The 14,741-nt window shown below is 44.8% G+C and carries 16 protein-coding genes; all 16 read left to right on the forward strand.

Features of this window, described 5'->3' with window-relative positions; all coding sequences use genetic code 11:
- Nucleotides 1-530: 530 nt before the first annotated feature.
- On the forward strand, nt 531-1,229 hold the full coding sequence (locus tag ATB78_RS04875; protein WP_061007947.1) for an EAL domain-containing protein: 699 nt from the start codon (nt 531-533) through the stop codon (nt 1,227-1,229).
- A 177-nt stretch (nt 1,230-1,406) separates the two neighbouring features.
- Entirely contained in the window at nt 1,407-1,652 is a 246-nt protein-coding gene (locus ATB78_RS04880) for a hypothetical protein (protein ID WP_061007948.1), read from the forward strand.
- The gene (locus ATB78_RS04885) at nt 1,652-2,212 is read left to right on the forward strand and encodes a type III secretion protein (protein ID WP_061007949.1); all 561 of its coding nucleotides are present in this window, start codon (nt 1,652-1,654) and stop codon (nt 2,210-2,212) included. Before ATB78_RS04880 ends, ATB78_RS04885 begins: the two co-directional genes overlap by 1 nt.
- Nucleotides 2,199-2,663, forward strand: a complete 465-nt coding sequence (locus ATB78_RS04890) for a hypothetical protein (RefSeq protein WP_061007950.1) — start codon at nt 2,199-2,201, stop codon at nt 2,661-2,663. Before ATB78_RS04885 ends, ATB78_RS04890 begins: the two co-directional genes overlap by 14 nt.
- A 37-nt stretch (nt 2,664-2,700) precedes the next feature.
- Nucleotides 2,701-3,189: a hypothetical protein gene (locus ATB78_RS04895; protein WP_061007951.1), complete on the forward strand. Its 489-nt coding sequence runs from the start codon at nt 2,701-2,703 to the stop codon at nt 3,187-3,189.
- 75 nt (nt 3,190-3,264) lie between these two features.
- On the forward strand, nt 3,265-4,446 hold the full coding sequence (locus ATB78_RS04900; protein ID WP_155647756.1) for a hypothetical protein: 1,182 nt from the start codon (nt 3,265-3,267) through the stop codon (nt 4,444-4,446).
- Nucleotides 4,447-4,576: 130 nt separating this feature from the next.
- Nucleotides 4,577-5,674, forward strand: a complete 1,098-nt coding sequence (sctE, locus tag ATB78_RS04905) for a type III secretion system translocon subunit SctE (protein ID WP_061007953.1) — start codon at nt 4,577-4,579, stop codon at nt 5,672-5,674.
- A gap of 16 nt (nt 5,675-5,690) precedes the next feature.
- Nucleotides 5,691-6,590 carry a type III secretion system protein gene (locus ATB78_RS04910; RefSeq protein ID WP_208990572.1) on the forward strand — a complete coding sequence of 300 codons (900 nt, stop codon included), beginning with the start codon at nt 5,691-5,693 and terminating at the stop codon, nt 6,588-6,590.
- 78 nt (nt 6,591-6,668) lie between these two features.
- Entirely contained in the window at nt 6,669-7,178 is a 510-nt protein-coding gene (locus tag ATB78_RS04915; protein WP_346393698.1) for a hypothetical protein, read from the forward strand.
- Entirely contained in the window at nt 7,171-7,578 is a 408-nt protein-coding gene (locus ATB78_RS04920) for a hypothetical protein (RefSeq protein ID WP_061007955.1), read from the forward strand. The genes ATB78_RS04915 and ATB78_RS04920 overlap by 8 nt, the downstream gene beginning before the upstream one ends.
- Nucleotides 7,579-7,584: 6 nt before the next feature.
- On the forward strand, nt 7,585-8,154 hold the full coding sequence (locus tag ATB78_RS04925; RefSeq protein WP_061007956.1) for a hypothetical protein: 570 nt from the start codon (nt 7,585-7,587) through the stop codon (nt 8,152-8,154).
- 538 nt (nt 8,155-8,692) lie between these two features.
- Nucleotides 8,693-10,318: a hypothetical protein gene (locus ATB78_RS04935; RefSeq protein WP_155647757.1), complete on the forward strand. Its 1,626-nt coding sequence runs from the start codon at nt 8,693-8,695 to the stop codon at nt 10,316-10,318.
- 189 nt (nt 10,319-10,507) lie between these two features.
- Entirely contained in the window at nt 10,508-11,041 is a 534-nt protein-coding gene (locus ATB78_RS04940; RefSeq protein WP_155647758.1) for a hypothetical protein, read from the forward strand.
- Nucleotides 11,038-12,927, forward strand: coding sequence for an FHIPEP family type III secretion protein (locus tag ATB78_RS04945; RefSeq protein WP_061007960.1), 1,890 nt, complete (start codon nt 11,038-11,040; stop codon nt 12,925-12,927). The genes ATB78_RS04940 and ATB78_RS04945 overlap by 4 nt, the downstream gene beginning before the upstream one ends.
- A gap of 8 nt (nt 12,928-12,935) precedes the next feature.
- Nucleotides 12,936-13,973, forward strand: a complete 1,038-nt coding sequence (locus tag ATB78_RS04950; RefSeq protein WP_061007961.1) for an EscU/YscU/HrcU family type III secretion system export apparatus switch protein — start codon at nt 12,936-12,938, stop codon at nt 13,971-13,973.
- The gene (locus ATB78_RS04955) at nt 13,954-14,718 is read left to right on the forward strand and encodes an OmpA family protein (protein ID WP_240537363.1); all 765 of its coding nucleotides are present in this window, start codon (nt 13,954-13,956) and stop codon (nt 14,716-14,718) included. The genes ATB78_RS04950 and ATB78_RS04955 overlap by 20 nt, the downstream gene beginning before the upstream one ends.
- The last annotated feature ends 23 nt before the right edge of the window (nt 14,719-14,741 follow it).

The raw sequence follows: 14,741 nt of genomic DNA on the forward strand, positions 1-14,741 counted from the left end.
CCGAATCCAGTGTGTTCTTATCTGAGGTTTTTTATCAACCTGATGACCAACGAGTTCCAGGTCAACACTCCTCCCTTTACTATCAATTAGAAAATAACTCATACTCTGAAAACTAACGCACGGTTCGATAACTTTGAAGCGATAAATGGTATTAAGAAGAGAGTGATATTGGAGAGAACTCTATGGGCAGCTTTCGTTTCTTTGATTTGGAGGGCTCCAGAGGCGGTAAGAACGTATCTTTTTAGCATGACTTATTGAAGAAATATCAAACTATTAGATGGTATTCCATCCTATTCGGATTAGTTCATGTTTAAAGGTTATCAAGTGCTTTGAGTGGAATACCAATTTTCTATGATAAAAGTAGAAAGAAATGGATGGTTTTTGATGGGAAGGTGTGGCTAAAAAATATAACTATTAGCTTTTTACTTTATTTACCATGCTGATTTTTATTCATAATATAACGCATTTATCCACTTTAAACTTAGCCATGCTGCCGTTAACGTATTGGTAAATTGAAGAGGAAACAAAATATGTTATCAGCGCCCGGTGATATTCCCCTAGCTCTTAACTCAAATCAAATAGCACTAAGTTCAGGCGTTAAGGCACAACCTATAAGTAATTCCAGTGGAGAGATCGTGTGTTATGAAGTGCTCAGCTATTTTTCTGACTCTTCAGGAAACCCTTTGCATCCACCTTCAATACTCTCTTCTATGAGTAGACGAGAGAAGAATCGGCATACACTCATACTGGCTAAGCTTGCAACTCAAAAGATAGAGACGGCCATCAGTCTAAATCTGTTTGGTTGTCAATTGGAAGACCTATGTTTTGTCGAAGAGCTATGCCAAACCTTACGAATTGGCGACGTTATAGAGTTGGTTGAGCAGTCTCCAATCTTTATCGACAAAAGCACTACCAAGGCTTTAGAAGCTTTGGAGGCAAGTGGTATCCAAGTTGCTTTGGATGATTTTGGTTCAGGTCATTTTAACTTTGATTTACTCGCATTAGAACAGGTCAACTACCTCAAACTCGATATGCTTTTTTTTCGCAAAATATATGCTTCGGAACAAGCTATTCTAACGCTCCAAGGGTTAGTGAAAAGCTTACGTTGCTATGACGTAAAAGTGGTAGTCGAAGGTATCGAATCTCAAGCTGAATTAGAGTCATGTTTATTAGCAGGGGCTGACCTTTTCCAAGGGTATCACTTAGGGAAGCCTTTTCTCATTACCTGACTATTCGATAGTGATTCTAACAACCGAATATCACAATAATTCAGGTATGGAGCATTGACATGATTTGGTCCTTAATATTGAAATTCAAAAATCTTCAACTTTAAACATTGGATTTTTGGCTGTAACTAACTTAGCTTTCAAAGCCTAGCAATTCACAAGGTATTAAAAGGTATTCAGATGCAGAGTTTTGGCATTGAACAAATCCCACCATCAGTTATGGAAGATACATTCAATAATGTAGGTGAAGGGTTTCAGGAAATCCTCGATCAAATGGAGCGTATTAATAGTAAACAAACGATTACCACTGTGGATACATTGGCCTTACAGCAATCAATGTTTCATTACACCATGTTCCAAGAAATAGTGACTAAAGTAACTTCCAAGTCGGCTAATGCTATCAATGAAGTGATGAAGGCACAGTGATGAGAAATTGGGTCTGCATATTACTTGTCTTGCTAGCTGGATGTAGCGAACAAGGTAGAACACAAATCGGGAAGTTTGAATCTTCTGATATGGCTAATAAAGTCATTGTTTTGCTTGCGCATTACAAAGTGAAAGCGGTGTTGAGTTCGGAGAAGGAAAATTATCTAGTTAGCGTCGACGATAATATGGAAGGCAAAGCACGTGAAATATTGACACAGTTTAACGCTTATTTCCAGAAAGAGGATTTGAATGAACTGCTGGAGTCTAAATTTGCGAGCTTGAGTAAGTTAGAAATGGTCAAAGGTAATTTACTAGAGAGTCGCGAAATTTACAACAAGCTCAGTGTGATCCCAGGGATACTGAGAGCCAACGTAGTAGTCACCGGTGATAAAAATAAGCGTATCTCCGTGCTGGTAATGAGTCTCAAAGAAATCAGAACCACCAACAAACACAACATTGAGCGCTTTTTAAAAGGAGTAGTTGACGAGAGTGATAAACTCACCGTGAGCTATTTTGTGGAAGGTGGCAGTGAAAGAAGTGCTAAAGATGGACAAGACTAAACGTCGGCATCAAGTGTTATTGCATCGTTGTTTATCAAGCAAGCAGGTTTCTCAAGAGGTGTTTTTGTTGATCACCAAACTTACAGATCAGGAAGTAAGCGAATGGTTCACGAATAAACGGCGAGAGATACGTTCAATCGCAGAAACACTCGGCATGATCGTCGAGTATCAAGCCGCCAAACGGGGAACGTGCGTGTCCAAGGTGTGTTCATTACGCCGAGCGTTGGGTCAGGAATTATCGCTATGGTCTGACACGGTGGGATTTGAATCCTCGTGTAAGTCACTGAACAGAATTGAGTTAGGCTTGTTGACCATTAAGCAGCAGGATCCGCGTCAAGCTGTCATATGGGCGCTTCGGCTGGATGTGGTACTTCCCGAAGATTCTTTGTCAGTCAAAAGCCCCTGGCGAATCCGCAATTTGGTGTCGCGCGTTGCAAATAGAGGTATGTGATCCAAAGAATCACAAAAAGCATGATTAGGATTTAACTATGAAGTCAAAATCAATCCACTTGGGTGAACCAGGCGAAGAGTTTTATGCGTTGCTTGAAAAGGGCATGATAGAGCAGGATATAACAGCAATACGTCGGTCGAGCAAAGTGTCGGTCCCCAAACTCAAAGAAATCTTTGACATAGGGGTGGACTTTTACAACCAGTTTCAGTTTAAGGAAGCAGAAATCGTATTCGCTGCCTATAGTGCGTTAAACCCTTACGATCATCGTGGTGTCGGGTGCTTAGCCGCAATTTACCTGGAAAAAAAACAGTTTCAAAAAGCGCTGGATATGTTGAACATACTCAAAACGTTTCCCAGCAATGATCTAGATGAGACGATTCTAAATATCGCATTGTGTCATTACAAGTTGAATCAAAAGCCAGAAGCCGCATCGATGTTGCTGATCGTTCGGCTAGATAGCCTTAACGAGTATTATGGTCAGCGTTATAACTATCTTAAAAAGCAGCTTAACCCTTATTTTTCGTGAAAAACTATGAAAGATAGATATGGACGAATTAATTGATTATATCAAGGTTACTTTAATTAACCTGAGGTTTTAGAAGTGATTAATATTAATTTACCGTATTCGGATAATGGTATTCGAAGCCATAAGTCTGATAATCAAGTGACAGGTTCAATAAAAGGTAACATAGACGGCCTCGTGAATGAATCTGAAAATGTTGCAAGCACATTGGAGTTACAAACAGAATTTGCTACTCCAAAAGGGGCGACGGAAGCGTTGATTGCTGCTTCGCTGCAGCAAAAGCAGATTGTAGCGCAAATGATGAGCTCAAACCCGGAAGATGCGGTCGCCCTATCTTTAGCGGCCGGTATCGAAGCGTATGGTGGACAGTTGGAAAAGATTAATGGTTGGACTGAGGGGGGGCCAAAAGTAGTTGATGCCTCACTAATTATTCTCTTTGAGAGCATCCCTCAAAGAGAATACAAAGACCCCTACCTGTTCCTTGAAGACATGTTCCAGATTGCGCTTATCGACTTTGTGTTACATCACGAAGAGTATGGGATGGGAGAGCTATCAGAAGATAGTGAATTTATGAAATCTGTTGGTGTTATTCTCGAGTTTACAGGAAGTGGAAATCATCACCATTACTTTGACGACCAAAACCAACAACTTATCATAGATGCTTATATTGAAGTATATGACAAATTGTATGAAGCAGCCCCTAAAGGTTCACTGATGGCTGACGCCTTTGTTGTTATTGAAGAGAATGGAGGACTCGACATGCTCATCAAAGGTTTGGATGATGACGTCTATGACAAAAATGGAGATATAAACGACGATCAGTATATTTCACCAATGTTGACTTTAACTGTGTTGGCACTTGCAGCAAGCTCTGGAGTAGCATCGTCAGACCAATGGGAGCTAATCTTGGGTGGCGATCGGGAGACTATTGAAGATATTGTCGATCCAAATGATGACTATGACAACCTTATACACTATATCGCCGTTAACCAGCCTCCCATAGAGAATGGTGAAGGGTGGTGGGAGTACGATGAAGATACTGGATATTGGGATTACCATGCTCCGGCAGATTATGGTGTCGGTTACGAACCAGAATACTTCGACCGTATGTTTGACGGCTTTCCTCGTAGAGAATTAACCGCAGAAGAAATTGAGGAAGTAAACCGTATTGGCGATCAAGTGAAAATGCTCCAGCAAACGCTTCTATATTGGTTAAAAATCTGCCGTGATGAGCAAACAGCAATGGCACAAAATATCTAAAATTTGATGTGATACACACGGCATTTTAGGTTGAAAAGGTATGACATTGCCGGGGACATGCCGCTCTCTCAGAGTCTACAGACAGGTCGAGTACCTGCTCATTCCTGGCCAATAACATGAAGAGAAAACAATGAGTACATTCATGAATACCATCGCAGCCACTTCGTATGTGAAAGCTGTCGATGAAGAACCGTCGAAGGCCGCTAGTCTGGCGACTCAAAGTGCGTCTTCAAATACGGTTGTACCTGGGCAACCCCTTCCGGGAAGCTCTGTGTCGCTAAGTGGACTTTGGCGCTTGGTCGAAGATCAAATGAAAGAAGTCGCAAACGCAGTGTCTGGTACGGGGAAGGAAAACTCGGAAGCCAAAAAGTCACTCATTGAAATGCAAAAACAATCGCAAATCAGTCAGCTTGAGGAGCGCGAAAACGACATCAATGAGCAACAAAAAGCTCAGAAAAAGAAAGGGTTCTGGGGTAAGTTTGCGATGGCTCTGGGGTTTATTGCTGCAATCGTAGTCGCTCCATTTAATCCTGCTATGGCGGCGGTCATGGTAGTGACGATGGTCGCTAGTATTGTGGTCCCTAAAGTTGCGGATGAAATCATGAAGGCGGCAGGCGTGCCTGAAGAGACGCGTGCTAAGGTTACCATGGGTCTTGAGTTAGCGATTGGTCTGGCTAGTATGGTGCTCAGCTTTAACCCTGCCAAAATTGTCACCAAGCTCGGACAAGTAACCTCAGAGATTGCATCTAAAGTGGCCAGTACCGCTGCCAATATTGTAAGTAAAGCTCCAGTGAGTTCAGTGGCTTCGATGCTGTCAAAAGTAGGCGAATTGAAGAACGTTGTGATGTCTATGAAGGCCATGCGCCCTCTATGTAACATGATGGAAAAAGCCAGCAAGATGCTTGACGATATCGCAGAAAAGCTTAAGGACTTCATGGTTAATAGTGACAAGGCTTCTCTTCGAGCGTCTCGAATGAGTCAAGTTACAGAAGTAGGTTCAACAACGGCTTCAAGCGTGAGTGCTGGCTATGGAATTAAGTCGGCAGACATTATGAAAGATCTCGAGATTAATCAGGCGAAACAAGAGGAACTGGAAACGAAGATTCAACAAATCATTAATATGCTGAATCAAGCGATGCGCGCCATTTCACACGCATTTGAATCGATGATCAAAACGAACACTGACCAGCGTGATTTCAACGAAACGATGGTTTCCATCCATATGTAACCTATAGAGTCATAATATGATTACAAATAACGTAAATATGCCGTCCGCCTTGACTGACGCGCAGAGTATAAGCAAATCATCTCCAGTAGCTGGCCCATCGCAGGAGTTGCAAAACCAATTGCACGTGGTCTCCGAAACGTTCAAAGGCGCAGACCTGTTCGTTTTGACTGATCATCAGACGGACGAGTTGGCCAAGGTATCTACGGCTTTGGCAAGAGGGAATTTCTCAACCGTCATTGAGAATCTAAAGCAACTCAACGCTCCTTCAAAGTCGACTGGCGAAACATCCACAGCGATAGAGCAGACAGGAGGAAGCCACAGTAGCGTCACCATGGCTGAGTTGCTGGCACTGATGACCGAAATCATCGAATCTTCGCATGAGCTTCGCTCACAAGTGATGCAAAACCGGATCAGTGAAGCGTCCGCGACTTACGACTTGGCGGTGGCATTGGCGGCGGATAAGTGCCATGACGCGCAGACGAAGTTTGGTATTACCCTCGCGGCGTCATTAATCACGATGGGCGTGTCGACGTTTGCAACGATGCGTATGGCTCAGCCAAAAACACTGCAAGATAAACACATTCGTAGCATGTCTGGTGATGAGACTGTGACGGTTAAATCGCTCGATGCCAAGACTCGTAATGATTATGCAGCACGCCTTCAGGATGCACGTACCGGTAAGTACCGAGGGGTGTCGCAAGGGACTGAACTGGCGCAAGGCGTCGTAGGGAACGTCAATGAAATGCAAAATGCGGCTCAGATCCGAAATCAGGAAGAGACGCAGGCCACTAAAGAGATGAAAGCGAAGTTTGACGATCAGTTAACCGAATACATTCAAAATCTGACTCAAGAGACGGCTAAACTTAATGAGATCTTGGACTCTATTGCGAAAGCAAGCCTAGCCACCAACCGCTAATAAGGTATGAGCGGGCATGCCCGCTCATTTTAGATAATGCGTAATATTTCAATTTCAATCCCCCAACGCGCTGAACGCGTGTCAGATATATCACCAGTTAAGAAAGAGCGGGATGACGGCAAATTCAAGCGAGTCCGCGATGTCAAATACATTGAAAAACGCCAGCGGAAATATCCGCGCATTTTTCGTGTTCGACGTAAAGCAATGACGCCAGAAAACCAGCGACATTTTATCAAATTGCTCAATAGCTATCAGCTTAGAGCACTGCGCGACTGGCAAGGTTTTTTTGAGTCCTTGCCAGACGCGGAGTCGCTCAATGACGCCCAAGTTTTCATCTTGCAGGCGGTGCAACATAGTCAACATTTGTATCCGGCTTCGGTGAAGAAGAGCCTTGGAAAATACAGTAAGCAATTAGCTAAGTTAAACGATGACAACGAGCCCAGTAGTGAAACGTTGCAGCAGTTAGTTGCCTACGATCATTACTTGGAGGGATTGTTGTCACTTTTGGTGCTGTGTCGACGATATGACCAAGCCAGCAAAAAGCCACAACGCTGCAACGATAACCATCAGGAGGGCTGCAATGACTAAGCAGCGTATTTCCCATTGCCATTTGCTCAACACCTCATTCAACCCCTATGCGTTGATAGCCAGCAAATCACAGCGATTGAGCTGGAATCAAACTGGTGACACCGAAGTACTGCTGAACAAAAAAGAAGTCGTGGAATGGTTCGGGTTGCTTAGAACGTACTCGGAACAAACGGTGCAAGCTATCCTGATCGACGGAATATTAAACAATGAATTTCACAACATCACCTTCATTCTCAGCTTAGTGCAGAAGGACGATTTCAAAGTCGTCGCATCCAAACAAGCGTATCAGATGCTTTATGAGTTTGTTTCGCAAACACCGACAGGTATCCGAGAGTGGATCGACGACAAAGACTTTCTAATGAGTAGAGATGTCTTGGCGCTACTGTCTCGCAATAGGTAAACAAAAATGAACATTCAGATCGCAACAATAGAGGCTAACGTGACCTTTTCCCGTGCGTCGATGGAGAGCATCAACCGTGTTGCGGGCCAAGTATTTGACAACGGTGCCATTGAGATTGAGTTTCAAGGCGTACACGCCGATTTTCAGCCCACAAAAAACAGTGTTATGTTTCAGCTGAGCCATCAAGGCATTGAGGTCCAAGGTATCATAACGACTGAAACCGTTCAGCGGTTGTTGGCGGTGGAAGTACAGCATCTGGAACCGGAGTACGTGTCTTATCTTTTGGCTCAGCAAGCCGCAAAGTATGGGATCAGTAGTATTCGCTATGAAGAGCACCCCGGATCCACTCCACAACCTTTGATGAACGCTTCTTTTCGTTTAGGGGAGACAACCGTGATTGGAGCTCTAAGTGTGCCAACCCTGTTTATTGAAGACACCTTCTTGCGTCCCAAACAACAAATACTTTCCGACCAACTAAAGTTGTCGGTCAGTTGGGCACCATTTGAAACGGCATTGAACGCGGAAGAAATCACTGCGCTTACATCGCAGGATTTGGTGCTTGTGTTTCCAAAGTAAATGTCAGTACTTAATAAAATAGAGCGGTTTCTATTGAAACTGGAGCAGAATGAACATGAAGTGTTAACTCATTATCCTGACCATGTTTTGCTGCCCATTATTCCATTTTTTCAATTGGTCCATGTCGAGGACATTGAGCTCGTTTTGAAACAACTTAGCCTTTTTGAACAGAGAAAAGGGCTGTTCCTGATCCGGCTCGACGGCTTTGTTACCTTAGCGGCAGATGAAACGAACCTTCAAAAAGACGACCTGCGACGTTGGATAATCCAATTGATAGAATCCATGAGATATTAATATGTGTATAAACAGCCTAGTTACAACACCTTCGACGAGCACAAAGAGCGTGGCACCGCCTTTATTGAGTGATGGTGGAATAACGTTGCTTAAGACAGCCCCAACTGTACTGACGGCCCCTCATTCTCAGGCTCTTCGTTCAGAATCAACGGTACATCTTGATTCTGTGTCGACTGAACCATCTTTGTTGAATATGTCCGAGGAAGCGACTGAAAAGAGAGCGACGTCTGCAGGTAGTGAGCGTATGCAATCGACTCGTTCCACGTCGAATCAGTACAGCAATAAAACGAAAGCCAAGGTACACTTAGGTGCCTGTTCCATCGGGGCTCTGACCTTTGGTATTCTGGCTGGACCTGTAGGGTTGGTCTTTGCACCTGCGTATTTAAACGCCATCTGCATGGCGATGTATGGAGGCCATGAATTTTTGATTGGGGAGACTCCACCTCACCAGACTGAACCGAAGGCTCCAGCTCTCCAGACTGAGCCGGAGACTGCAAATCCAGAACCTGACCAGCCCACTTCTGCCAGTCACACTGCCCTAAGCCCCGATCAGCCGGGTGGCCCAGGGAATGAGGAAGAAGACGAACCCTATAACAACGATACCCCCCCAGGCCCTTTTCCACCCCAAAGCAGGGGTGGAAACTTTACCTTTGCACCAGTCTATGCACCGAACATCACGATTAATGAAGCGCCCAACATAACGATTAATGGCAATATCTACTTCATGCAAGACGGTGAAACGGCGATGCCGTCGCAAGCAACCTCAGTGAAAGAGAATTTGACACAACCCGCTAAATCACGTGATGTCTCAACTTCTTATCAAAGTGAAGAAGTTCGAGTCACGCGTATTTCGAAGATGACTCCTGAGCAAGTCTTTAAAGCAGTAGATACAACCGACTCTATCTCACAGAGTTTGATGTCGGGAGCACTGAATGCACACCAAATCACTTTCAGTGATGGCGCCCAAGCAATCGTAACCGGCCTGCCAGCCCCTGCGTCACCTAGTCATCATCGAGGTATAGGGTTCACGGCATTTAACGAAGCCAGTGTGACTCAGTCACAGGCCTCCTATACAAAAGAGAAAGCGAAACATTCTGACATTAACGTGGGTTTCACTCATTCTTGGCAGTGCAGTGATAACGGGCAATGGTCGCTCAAGCCTCTAAGTAATCAAGACAAGGGCGATGTAAAAAAACGTGACCGCGAAGCTTCGATGCGAGCGAAGTCCACGGCCTCTCACGTTGCAATGTCTAGTGAGTTGGACAAAAAAACAGACGAGTTCTCGGCCAATCTTGAGACTAAAGCTTCTATCACGAAAATAATGCCTGTTATGAACAATCACTCGCAAGGTATCAAATTGGCTCATGTCAGCGAGACAAAACCTGACAATGAAAAAACGTCGGGCTACTACTCTGTTCCCGATGATAGAGTTGATGGGGGGAATAGAATCATCCTCGAAAATTCGACACGTAAAGAGCAAAGAACGGATAAGAGGACAAACAGTGTAGAGATCCGCCGACCTATTTTGCCAACAGGACAGGTGTCGAATAATCATGTTACAAGGGCAGACTTTCATTACAACCGTTGGGTTCGTGAGGGTAGCCAATGGAAACGAGACACTAAGGGGCAATTTGAGAGCGAAGCGCAGGCCATTTTGAGTCCAGGATCTGCACAAGCCATTTCTAGTTTGCACAGTAACCGAACGGCAGGTTTGTTTAAGAATATGTCGCCGATTACCCTGAAAGAACGGGCAAGCTCCCATAATAATCAAGTGTCTCAGAGCGCCCGCCCGCTCAAACTATTCGGTCATAGACCGTTTCCTCAGCCAGACTTGGCCAAACTGGTTTTTGAGTCGAGGGCGGAGGCGTAAATAGGAACACATCTTCACAATTGGTAAGACTAAATCTTAGCTCTTCAGATTTAGTCTTTTTTTTTCCTTTGAGCCCAATGGGAGGGGGCAGCTAGAGTAAGGATCGCTCAAGAGATGAGGTGAACCGTGTATATTGAAATTGAATCAGCACAGCGTGCAATTCCTCAAATTAGTTTTAAACGAAACCGTGTGTCAAATGTAATCAAGCAGTCTGAATTACGTCTGTACGAGGATGCTCAAACGTTGTTAAACAGCTTGAAGGGGCGTGTTGACGAGTATCAGTGCATCTTGGAAAAAGAGGTGTTGAGGCTGATCGAGGAGAAAGAGCAGACTTTAAATGCCCACATCGAACAGGCATTTGGCGACACGGTGGAGAGTTGGAATGCCAAACAAAACCAATGGCTCGCTGAAGCGGAGGACAAACTCTCTGCACTGTTAATCGAGCAGAGACAAGACCTTCTGGGGGTGAAAGAAGAATTGAAGCGTACCGTGGTGAAGTTGACTCAGGCGCAGTTGGCTAGCGTCAGTCAGGACGAAACGTTAATCAGGTATTTGGTGGATATTCTGCACACACTCATAGACGACGCTAGCCGTTGTTTGAAGGTGGAGAGTACTTTCTCAGATACTGGCGTGATTTTGTCGGTTGAAGACGACGAACGAGTCATTTGTATTAACACGTCTGAATTGATCGCGCAGCTTAGAGAGGGCTTAGACAAGTTATGATGAAGTCCCTAAAGCTCCGGGCTTTCTTGTTCAATCCAAGTAGTGTTGTTTTGGTACTGCTCTTGCCCACCATTATTTTATTCACGCTGCCAGGTGAAGTGATTGATGCGTTTATTCTATTGAGTTTTATCAGCTCAGCATTGCTAATGATCATTATGTTAGAGAACGATGAACCGTTAAAAGTGACGTTTCTTCCCACAGTTGTTCTGTTGCTAACAACGTTTCGATTGCTGTTGTCGATAGCGACAACACGGAACATCATCGCCAATGAAGATGTCGGTGATGTGATCGAAACTGTCGGTCAGATTGTTATGGGGGGCAATTTATTATCGGGGCTACTGATTTTTGTCATCATTACTATTGTCCAATTCCTCGTTGTGACCAAAGGCGGCGAACGAGTTGCGGAGGTTGGCGCGCGTTTTTCACTGGATGCGTTGCCAGGGCGTCAAATGACCATAGATAGTGATTTGAAAAGTGGTTTGATCACCGGAGAACAGGCGCAAACACTGCGAGCCAACTTAAGTACGGAAAACAAATTGTTTGGATCGCTAGATGGCGCTATGAAGTTCGTCAAAGGGGACTCGATTGCCGGTATCTTGATCAGCCTAGTCAACTTGTTTGGTGGTATTTACGTGGGCATCAACCAATTTGAATTATCACTGTCGGAAAGTATTAGCCGATTCTCTGTGTTGACTATTGGTGATGGGTTAGTATCGCAAATACCCAGTTTATTGTTGTCCATGGCTTGTGGCGTTTATTTGACCCGGATCAAAGGCGAAGAAGAAGAGTCGAAACCGTTTATTTCGCAGTTGATAACACAAATAGGCGCGTTCTGGAAAAGCCTTCTGCTGATTGCATGTGTCGTATTTATGCTAGGCATGCTGAATGTAGAATTGTTATATGTTTGCCTCCCATTAGCGGTGGTCTGTGGTTTGCTGGCGTATGTATTGAGACGACAGCAACTGGTGCCTGAAGGCCTAACCAGCTTTGAGGCTGAGGGCAGTGGATTGTTTGAATCATTGAAATTTATGGTTCGTACAGATCATCATCAAGGTGTCATTTACCAGCGATTGAAATCGTTGGAAGACGCGTTGTGGGGAGAGGATCTGGGGGCTCCTGCGATGATCGTAAACGAAGCGTCTGAGTACGATCTTGAAGTGTATATAGCCGACATTTGTATGTATCGATTTCGCCATGAGACCGCGGATGAGGTTGTGGAGATCATGAACGATGGTTTATTCACCCGGCATGACAATGTGGCTGAAAACCTGTCCCAAGTAGTGTCTTACTTCTTAAGAAGGCGTTTGATAGAGAAATACAATCTACAGTTCACCAGCAATGTGATTGAAGGGTTAGCGCAACAAAGCGAAGTTATGAAAGGCGAGATCGATTCAGCCATTGGCCTGAACCGCGTTCACGATGTAATCAAGGAGATGCTGCGAGCCCCTGAGTTCTTTTTAGACCGAATTAGCTTTTTTGAGGCGCTGATTTATTGGTCAAGAATAGAAAGCGACCCCAAGAATTGGCTAAACCGCATTCGCACTCAGGCAAGATATGAGATCACGTCTCGACTCATGAACTCGACCAATCAAATTCATGTGGTGTTACTGCCACCAGAGATTACCGAACAAATCGAATGGTTTGTCTCCGGGGAAGTTGAGGACACCAATCAGATGATTGCAGTCCAGCAAGGGCTTCGACAAGAACTGCGTCGCTTGACGGCATTGCACCGTTGCCTACCTACCTTGGTGGTCAATGATTCGGAGGTCAATATGGTGAAGTCATTCTTCTATCAAGTCGTATCGACTTTACCGGTTTGCAGCCATGGTGACATTGCTGATTCTAGCTACGTGGCCACGTCGGACGTTATACAGATCGCGTCATAGGAGGCTAAATGGAATCCTCAGAACCCAAAAAGTACCCTCCGACGGCTAAAAAGCTCCGAGACTTGAAGAAAAAAGGCCAGTTCCCGAAAACGGAGCTGGCGGAACCTACGCTGGAATTGGTGGTATTTACGCTGGTTTTTATCGCTGCCCTTTATCTGGCGTTTGAGCACATCGATCAATGGATTGAAATGATGCTTTATGCAGATGTGAGTATTAGCGTGTCGTCCATGATGGCGTTGCTTAGGTGGGCGATTGCTGGGCTAGTTGGGTTGAAGCTGGTGGTTACCCTATTGAATTGGGTGATCCTCAATAAAACCGTGGTGAACACAGAAGCACTTGGCTTCAAAATAGACAAAATCAACCCGGTTAATGGGTTTAAAAATATTTTTGGCCTTGAAGCCATGTCTCGGGCGTTGCGCAAAGTGCTGGAGCTGCTATTTCTGCTTTTTTTGTTGAAATACATCTTCGACGTGATTGGGGGAGAGTTGACGTCACTACGGGAAATGAACAATCAGAGCTATTTTATCTATCAGCTGATGATGTTCATTGGATTGTGTTCTACTGTGTTTGTTGTGTTTGGTTTGTGTGTGGGCAGTGTTGACTATTTGGTCGAACGTTTCCATTTTCATAAAAAAAACCGCATGACATTTACCGAAATGAAAAATGAGATGAAAGAAACTGAAGGTGCTCCGGAGATAAAGTCTGAACGCAGGCGGCGGATGCGCGAAGTAATGGACAGCCCAATGACAAGAGGACGTAAACCTACGTTTGCGTTGGCCAATCCGACGCACATCTTAGTCCCTATTTGCTATGAGCCTGATATTGATAAAGTGCCAGTGGTTTTGACTATTCGCACCAACACTGTTGCTAAAGAAGAACGTCAGCGATTGGCTGCCTTGAATGTGCCTGTGATCGAGAACAAACCGCTGGCCAGAGCCTTGTATAAGACGATGAAAATAGGCGAGGCCCATATACCGAAAGAGTTTTATCGAGATGTCGCGATGATCATCTCAGTGTTAAGAAAGTATGAAAAGCATGGTAAGTAAATTGAGAGCGACGATAGCCAGCCTGATGGCAATAAATCTTTGTGCCTGCAGCACGCCAGCCATTCGAGATACGCATTCGATATTAGACTTTGAGTGGGAAGCGGACGTCTACAATATGATGTATGCCACTGTGGGCGATGTTGATAATCTTCGGCTTTGGGTGCGTCGTCCTCCAAGCTTTGCGGAGGGTGCTCCTCACCAAAAGGTGTGTGTGGAGGTTGGCCAGCCCGGAATGGATAATCGATTCTATTTGGCGAACCTTAACACTTACGGGGTGCAGGAAGTCTATAGTTGTAAAGGAGACTATGCGGCATTTTCAAATTTGGTGTCGCCTAACCATTATCGACGTTTTGACAAGGATGCGTGGTTGGGTGTTGATGGGGTGAGTGAGACGTCACTAGACAGCGGGTTGTATCGATTCACCTTCGCCAGTTTGTTTCCAGTGAACGAATATGAATTGACCGAACAAGGCAAAGTCACGTTGCTAAACGTCGTCGAGTGGGTCCGGCAATGGCCTGTGAGGCACATTCGTATCTACGGTGTCGCGGACTCATCAGGAGACTATGTGCATAACCAATTTTTAGCGAGGGCGCGTGCTGAGGTCGTCAAAGATTTTTTAAGGGAAGAGGGCGTGCATCAAATCCCTATTTCGTTGCGCGGCAGTGTAGAGAACGGATTACCCAGTGCCGAAGAGCGTATTGCTCAGCGGCGTTTTATGATTGATATAAAGTTAGACACACAATGAAGAATCAACAATTTTCGTTATTA

Source organism: Vibrio sp. CUB2, from assembly GCF_001557945.1.
Taxonomy (GTDB): Bacteria; Pseudomonadota; Gammaproteobacteria; order Enterobacterales; family Vibrionaceae; genus Vibrio; species Vibrio owensii.

Coding starts and splice junctions, on each gene's coding strand:
- ATB78_RS04935 (WP_155647757.1), top strand. CDS start 8,693: ATGCAATCGACTCGTTCCACGTCGAATCAGTACAGCAATAAAACGAAA.
- ATB78_RS04945 (WP_061007960.1), top strand. CDS start 11,038: ATGATGAAGTCCCTAAAGCTCCGGGCTTTCTTGTTCAATCCAAGTAGT.
- ATB78_RS04895 (WP_061007951.1), top strand. CDS start 2,701: ATGAAGTCAAAATCAATCCACTTGGGTGAACCAGGCGAAGAGTTTTAT.
- ATB78_RS04880 (WP_061007948.1), top strand. CDS start 1,407: ATGCAGAGTTTTGGCATTGAACAAATCCCACCATCAGTTATGGAAGAT.
- ATB78_RS04925 (WP_061007956.1), top strand. CDS start 7,585: ATGAACATTCAGATCGCAACAATAGAGGCTAACGTGACCTTTTCCCGT.
- ATB78_RS04885 (WP_061007949.1), top strand. CDS start 1,652: ATGAGAAATTGGGTCTGCATATTACTTGTCTTGCTAGCTGGATGTAGC.
- ATB78_RS04910 (WP_208990572.1), top strand. CDS start 5,691: ATGATTACAAATAACGTAAATATGCCGTCCGCCTTGACTGACGCGCAG.
- ATB78_RS04955 (WP_240537363.1), top strand. CDS start 13,954: ATGAAAAGCATGGTAAGTAAATTGAGAGCGACGATAGCCAGCCTGATG.
- ATB78_RS04920 (WP_061007955.1), top strand. CDS start 7,171: ATGACTAAGCAGCGTATTTCCCATTGCCATTTGCTCAACACCTCATTC.
- ATB78_RS04875 (WP_061007947.1), top strand. CDS start 531: ATGTTATCAGCGCCCGGTGATATTCCCCTAGCTCTTAACTCAAATCAA.
- ATB78_RS04890 (WP_061007950.1), top strand. CDS start 2,199: ATGGACAAGACTAAACGTCGGCATCAAGTGTTATTGCATCGTTGTTTA.
- ATB78_RS04950 (WP_061007961.1), top strand. CDS start 12,936: ATGGAATCCTCAGAACCCAAAAAGTACCCTCCGACGGCTAAAAAGCTC.
- sctE (WP_061007953.1), top strand. CDS start 4,577: ATGAGTACATTCATGAATACCATCGCAGCCACTTCGTATGTGAAAGCT.